The 6,331-nt window shown below is 33.2% G+C and carries 6 protein-coding genes; all 6 read left to right on the plus strand.

The window, feature by feature from the left end:
• Positions 1-442 precede the first annotated feature (442 nt).
• Positions 443-1,720 carry an ATP-binding protein gene (locus tag DW981_RS13930; RefSeq protein ID WP_118508162.1) on the plus strand — a complete coding sequence of 426 codons (1,278 nt, stop codon included), beginning with the start codon at positions 443-445 and terminating at the stop codon, positions 1,718-1,720.
• Complete coding sequence (locus tag DW981_RS13935) at positions 1,710-2,339, plus strand: hypothetical protein (protein WP_118508167.1); 630 nt, start codon at positions 1,710-1,712, stop codon at positions 2,337-2,339. The genes DW981_RS13930 and DW981_RS13935 overlap by 11 nt, the downstream gene beginning before the upstream one ends.
• 15 nt (positions 2,340-2,354) lie before the next feature.
• Entirely contained in the window at positions 2,355-2,921 is a 567-nt protein-coding gene (locus tag DW981_RS13940) for a hypothetical protein (RefSeq protein WP_118508163.1), read from the plus strand.
• A 349-nt stretch (positions 2,922-3,270) separates the two neighbouring features.
• The gene (locus tag DW981_RS13945; RefSeq protein WP_118508164.1) at positions 3,271-4,023 is read left to right on the plus strand and encodes a class I SAM-dependent methyltransferase; all 753 of its coding nucleotides are present in this window, start codon (positions 3,271-3,273) and stop codon (positions 4,021-4,023) included.
• A 633-nt stretch (positions 4,024-4,656) separates the two neighbouring features.
• Positions 4,657-5,193 (plus strand): GNAT family N-acetyltransferase, encoded by a 537-nt coding sequence (locus DW981_RS13955; RefSeq protein ID WP_118508165.1) that lies wholly within the window; start codon positions 4,657-4,659, stop codon positions 5,191-5,193.
• A gap of 174 nt (positions 5,194-5,367) precedes the next feature.
• On the plus strand, positions 5,368-5,970 hold the full coding sequence (locus DW981_RS13960) for a helix-turn-helix transcriptional regulator (RefSeq protein ID WP_118508166.1): 603 nt from the start codon (positions 5,368-5,370) through the stop codon (positions 5,968-5,970).
• The last annotated feature ends 361 nt before the right edge of the window (positions 5,971-6,331 follow it).

Raw genomic sequence — 6,331 nt, forward strand, 5'->3', positions numbered from 1 at the left:
GTTAAGAATACGAAATTCCCTAAATGGTCCGTTATTTCCTTCGTTATATGAAATGGGACAGGTTAATATAATTAAAAACAACAATATACGTATTGATGTAGAGGATTTTAGAATAGAATTACGTTTAATAGGTGAGAATATTTTAAAACTAAGTGATAAATTTCGGTCATAGTAGATCAAATTAGGCAACTTTGGCATGGATAAAGAAGTGCCCACTATTGGTGACTTGAAAAAGCAAATTCCAATGCAAGAGCAAATCCCACGGACTTTTGAATTTTGTTAATTTGCAGGGGATTTTAAAAAAATCGAAAGGCTGTTTTTTGCCATATGATATATCGTTAAATTCACAAAAAATATTTTTCATGAAAAAAAGTTGCACAAAAAATGATTTATGATATAATAATGATAAGTAAATAGGAAAAGTGACTTGGAGGAATGAGCCATGATTATAGAGGTAAGAGCAAAAAACTGTTACGCATTTGAGGATGATATTACATTTTCAATGAAAGCAGATATGCGAAATAAAAAATTTGGAGCAAATGTTCACAAAGAGAATAATTTTAATGTCCTTAAAACGGTAGGAATATATGGACCAAACAATGCTGGTAAAACATGTCTAATTAAGTGCATTAGGGCAATAAGTAATGTACTTTTAAATAAGAAGAATGGACTGATGCCAAATATATTTACTGATAGTGATGTATGCGAGTTAGGCGTTACATTTATGGCATCTGGAAGAAAGTTTTCTTATGATTTTAAGTATGATGCTGAAAAAGAAGAATATATATATGAGTCATTTTCGGAGATATTTAAAGATCAGTACAACAACGAAAAGGAAGTTTGTTGGTTGAAAAAAGATACTGTTAGTGAAATATATGAGTGTATTGATGAATCTGTTCAGAATATGATTTCAGTTGTATCGAAGAATAATTTGCTATGCTATGTAGTAGATACAAGTAAATTTGAACATGTCAACGAGATGAAGCAGATTCTTGTCGGATTTGCAGAAAAAATTGATGTCATCAATATGAATAACATACCTATGCAACACACAATTGAACTCATGAAAAATAAGAATCAGTTACAGCAAAAGGTTGTTGAGTTTATAAAAAATGCAGACCTGTATATGGATAACTTTGAATATGTGGATATGGATAAGATACAACTGAAAACTGGAGAAGGGGATGAAAAGCCAGATGAGAAAGTGCTTGATATTCCGGAGAATATTATGGATCAGATTAGGTTAGTTTCCACATATAAAGGTGTTCATGTACCAAGTATGATGTTTGATTCCACAGGAACAAAGAAGATTGCAGCTATTGCCAGTTATGTAATTGAAGCACTTGAACAGGGCAGAATATTAGTGGTGGATGAGTTGGATAGCAGTATTCATTTTAAGCTTACAAGGGCGATTGTTGCGATGTTTAATAATGAATTAAATACAAGTGCACAGATGATATTTACAGTTCATGATATAAATCTTATGGACTGCAAGAGAATGTTCCGGAAGGAGCAGATTTGGTTTGTGCATAAAGATGAGGAAGGTGTATATGTATATTCACTTGCTGATTTTACTGCACAGCAGGGAGTGAGGGATACGACGGATGTTATGGAAAAATATAGAAAAGGTGCACTTGGTGCTTTACCTGATCCTGAATTGATTAACTCTTTGCTTAGTATTAAAGGTAATGTAAAGGGGGATGATGCCGATGCCAAATAAACTCCCTAAGTTTTTGGATAATCACAAAATCTGCATTATCTGTGAAGGCAATGAGGAATTTGAGTATCTAAAACGATTAAAAATTTTAAAAGTATGGAATGAGCAATATGATATTTCACTGGTAAATGCTGGTGGAAATGGTAATATCCCAGCGAGGTATCAGGACCGATATCAAAATGGAGCAGATGAACTTGTGCTTGTGTTCTGTGATACGGAAAAGAAACCTCACGAGCAATATGAGGACATTAAACGCAAAATTAATGAGTTTCATGGTGTGGATAGTGCAGCGAATGAAGTGATTATATTTGGTAATCCATGTACGATGCAGATTATATCTAAGCATTGGACCGATGAAAATCTGAAATCTCCAGCAAAACCAGTAAATGCTCCGTTGATAAAGGAATATACCGGAGTAGAAAATTACAAAGGAAGAGCAGACCAGATTCGGGAAGTTATGGAACATGTTACTGCGGAGAATTATAAAAATATGAGTCAGCGAGTGAGAAAGTTGGATTCAGATGATTCTGTTACTGGTAGCAGTAATTTTGGAAAGTTCATAAAGCTGTTTGAGAGTGATGACAGTGGGTGGATTGAGGAGATTAATGAACAAATAGAGTAGTATAAGGAATTTAATATGTCATATCGAAATGCAAATTATAGTGCGTTTTATGTTTCGGAACCATTTAGTGAAAGTAATTTAGGGGCAAATTTAACACATGATTTTGTTTACTACAATATGCTAAGAATGTGGAGAGGAGAGGATAATAGTTTTCCCTTTAATGATGCACATGATAAGACATATAATGTGCGAGATGGTAGTGATTGGGAAAAGACTCTTAAGCCTAGACTTCATACAAGACTTGACTATTCTAAGAACATTATTTTATTTTTAAGTTCCATTACTGCCAATAGTCGTGCATTGAGGGAGGAAATGAATTATGGAATAGGTACAAAAGGTTTACCAGTAATTGTAATTTATCCAGATTACGACAAGAAGTCAGATATAGTTGATAGTGATGGAAATTTCAAGAAGCAGATTAAAGATTTGTGGGATAAGTTGCCTGCTTTCCGTGATAATATGTCTTCTGTGGCTACATTACATATTCCGTGTACTAAGAGTCTTATTACGTCAGCATTGAAAGATGAAGATTTTATGGTAAATACAATGGCAGATGCTAAAAGATATTTTTATAAATTGTAAACAATGGCATTTTGAGAATGACGAAACTTGTGGTGGTTGCAAAAAATCATAAAATAATGAAGAATACATAGAATATCAAGAATAATTATACAAAATATAGTAATATAAAACTTAATTAGACACAATATATAGTTGCTGAAATCGAGTTTGAGTAAGTGAGGAGTGCGGATGAATAATGTGAGAAGTTCGGCAGAGAAAATCGTATTAATAGAGTTGATATATGTGTAATGTGGATGCGGAGTGTAATGCTCCGTATTCTTAAGTCTTTGGTGCAAAATAACTTCTGTTATGATATGCTTATTTTGGACTGAGAGAAAACTTTGATTTTTACAAAAGGAAACAATGAACCATGAATAAAAAAGAATTGTTATTTTATGATGATTACGAAGCCTTTTACACAATGACAAAAGAATCAAATGCGTTCCAGTCTTTTTGCAAAGATGCTTTTGGTGAGGACTTTTCACAGGATGGTTTTAGCAACAAAGAGCAGATAGATATGATTCTGAAATATATACCGCACAATGATGATGTACATATTTTGGACATTGGCTGTGGTAATGGGAAAATGCTAGGATATTTGCAAGAAAGGACAGGGGCACATATATATGGTTTTGATTATTCAGAAACGGCAATTACCACTGCAAAGACTCTGTTTTGCCAAAATGCCGAATTTAGAGAAGGTATCATTGGTCAAATAGAATATCCTCAAGAAAAATTCGATGTGATTATTTCTATGGACACCCTTTATTTTGCCGCAGATATGACTGCATTTGTGGCACAGGCTCGAAACTGGGTAAAAAAGGATGGTGTGTTTTTTGTTGGTTACCAAGAAGGTGATGTTATACCAAAAACATCTAATGCTCACACTACGCTGTTGGTAAAGGCGTTGCAGGAAAATAACATGACATATGAAGTCACGGATATTACAAAACAAACTTATGAATTGCTTAAGAAAAAGCGGGAATCGGCAATGAAATATCGTACGCTGTTTGAAGATGAGGGTTATAGTCAATGGTTTGATATGCTGATTGGTCAGACAGAATATATTAATGTACCGTTTGAACAGTTCAAAGAAAAATGGCAAGATACATCTATGTCATAAGAAAATAGAAAAATCCCAACTTATAGGGAAGTGAAACTTTCAGCTCTACGATGTGTCTAATTTATTAAAATGCCGAAAGTTTGTATTTATACGGATTTCCGGCATTTGTTTTATCAAATCGCTCTAGTTTGGTTTTATTTGTGGGCGAAGTAATATAAAAATGTATGTTGAGAATTAGCATAGAAGGGAATAAAAAATGTTTAAGGTTACAATATTACAAAAATGTGCCATTCATGTATAAATTGATAAGAATATTGAAGGTAAGTATGCAGATGATAGGATGGCATATACTAATGGAAAGCAAGATATGATAGATATTATTTTGAATTGTAAATAGATTGTTGACATGAATTGCCAAGATTGGTATATTATTCAACAAAAACAAGGAGAACATACACATGAATCAGAACTTATATTCAAGACGTTATATGTACATGTATTACAGACGTACACGGTTATAAACATGCAAGGTTAGTGCATTAGGTTATAGCGTGTAGGTCTTTTAGTCTAGTGCATAAAACCAGAATATAAGAGAAGATTTTGCATACATTGCATCTTATTAAATTGGAGATATCGCACTAGACATTGAATGTTTGGTGCGATTTTTATGTTTACAAGAAAGAGGTGCAGAAAATGAATGATGTAATTGAACTGAAATTGACAACAAGAGAAGATGCAGAATGTCTGTATAAGGTGAGGCAATTTAAGGAAGAGGATGCGGGGGAGGTCAGAAATCTTATTGTCCGGAATTTCTTGGAGGTTAACAGTAAAGATTATGGCATATCAGCAATGGAGAAACTTGCAAAGGATTATGATGTGGAAAAGGTTCTGAATGTGGCAAGTTATGCGCATATGTATGTCTTTGAATTTGATGGAAAAATCGTTGGAACAGGTTCTATCTCAAGTTTTTGGGGAAGCGAAACAGAAAGCATACTTCTGTGTATTTTTGTCCTTCCGGAATTTCATGGAAAAGGAATTGGAAGAAAAATCATAAATACATTAGAAACGGATGAATTTTATGTAAGAGCGAGTAGAATTGAGATACCGGCATCCATTACAGCAACGGAATTTTATAGAAAATTTGGATATGATTATAAGAATGGTGTTAAGGAATTGGATGATGAGAATCATTACAGATTGGAAAAATTTAAGGAGGCAGGATTGAAATAACAACAGCAGAGCGTAGAGGTAAAGATACAGATAAGGAATTGTTGTAGAGGGGATAAAACCCTTCTATGATATTATGTTGGCAACTATAGGTTGCGAAAAAGAACTTTAAAATTGGTTGTACAAATAATAAAGATTTTGTACAATGAAATCAAACATAGCAGGAGGTAATCATTTATGAAGTTGTCTGAAAAAATAATCGAATTGCGAAAAGCAAATGGAATGACGCAGGAAGAACTTGCAGCAAAGTGTAACGTAAGCAGACAATCCATATCCAAGTGGGAAGCGGATATTGCGTTGCCCGAAACGGAGAAATTGTTAATACTGGGAGAATTGTTTCATGTTTCCATGGATGTGTTGTTAAAGGACGAATTGACACTAAGCGAAGTGAAGGAAGTGCATGGTTGTGGAAATAATGCAATTCAAGGGAAGAAGCAGGAAGTATATGAAGGAGTCTTGATTAAAGAAAGTGTAACAGATGATACTATCATTGATTTGCTGAATGTACATAAGATTGAATTATGGAATACCGGTGAAAAGCCTAAATATTGGACGGTATTGTTTTTTATCAGTGATAAAAAGGATTTTCCGGAGCAAGTATCCAAAGTAATGGGAACTGACCCAGATAACGGTGGGAATTGGTTTGTTGATTTCAAGGCTGGAAATGTGAAGTACATTGTTTTCAAAGATAAAATATTGAAATATCAGATTGGCAATCAGAAAGAAAAAGATTATGTATGCAACATAAGTCAAATCATCTCCAAGTGCAGCTGCGGATGAATTAATAGAAATACATAATGTAGTAATCATACAAATTGTAATTAAGCTTAGTAATTTCTTCATAGTGTTTTACCTCCTGTTATTTGTTATCAATCTTTAATTTCCCGAGAGAATAAAAGTATTGCACACGCGATATAAATAATTGATATAACGAGCTCTAAAAAAATCAGTGAAACAAAAGGTTTTGTATTTATTTCATATAATGATTTTATGCAAAATATCATAATCATTGCATATCCAATTAAGGTTAAGTGAAACAAAAGGTTTTGTATTTATTTCATATAATGATTTTATGCAAAATATCATAATCATTGCATATCCAATTAAGGTTAATAAGATATTTTTCTTGGATTTATTTTTC

The sequence above is a fragment of the Clostridium sp. AM49-4BH genome, assembly GCF_003478335.1.
Lineage (GTDB): Bacteria > Bacillota > Clostridia > Lachnospirales > Lachnospiraceae > Butyribacter.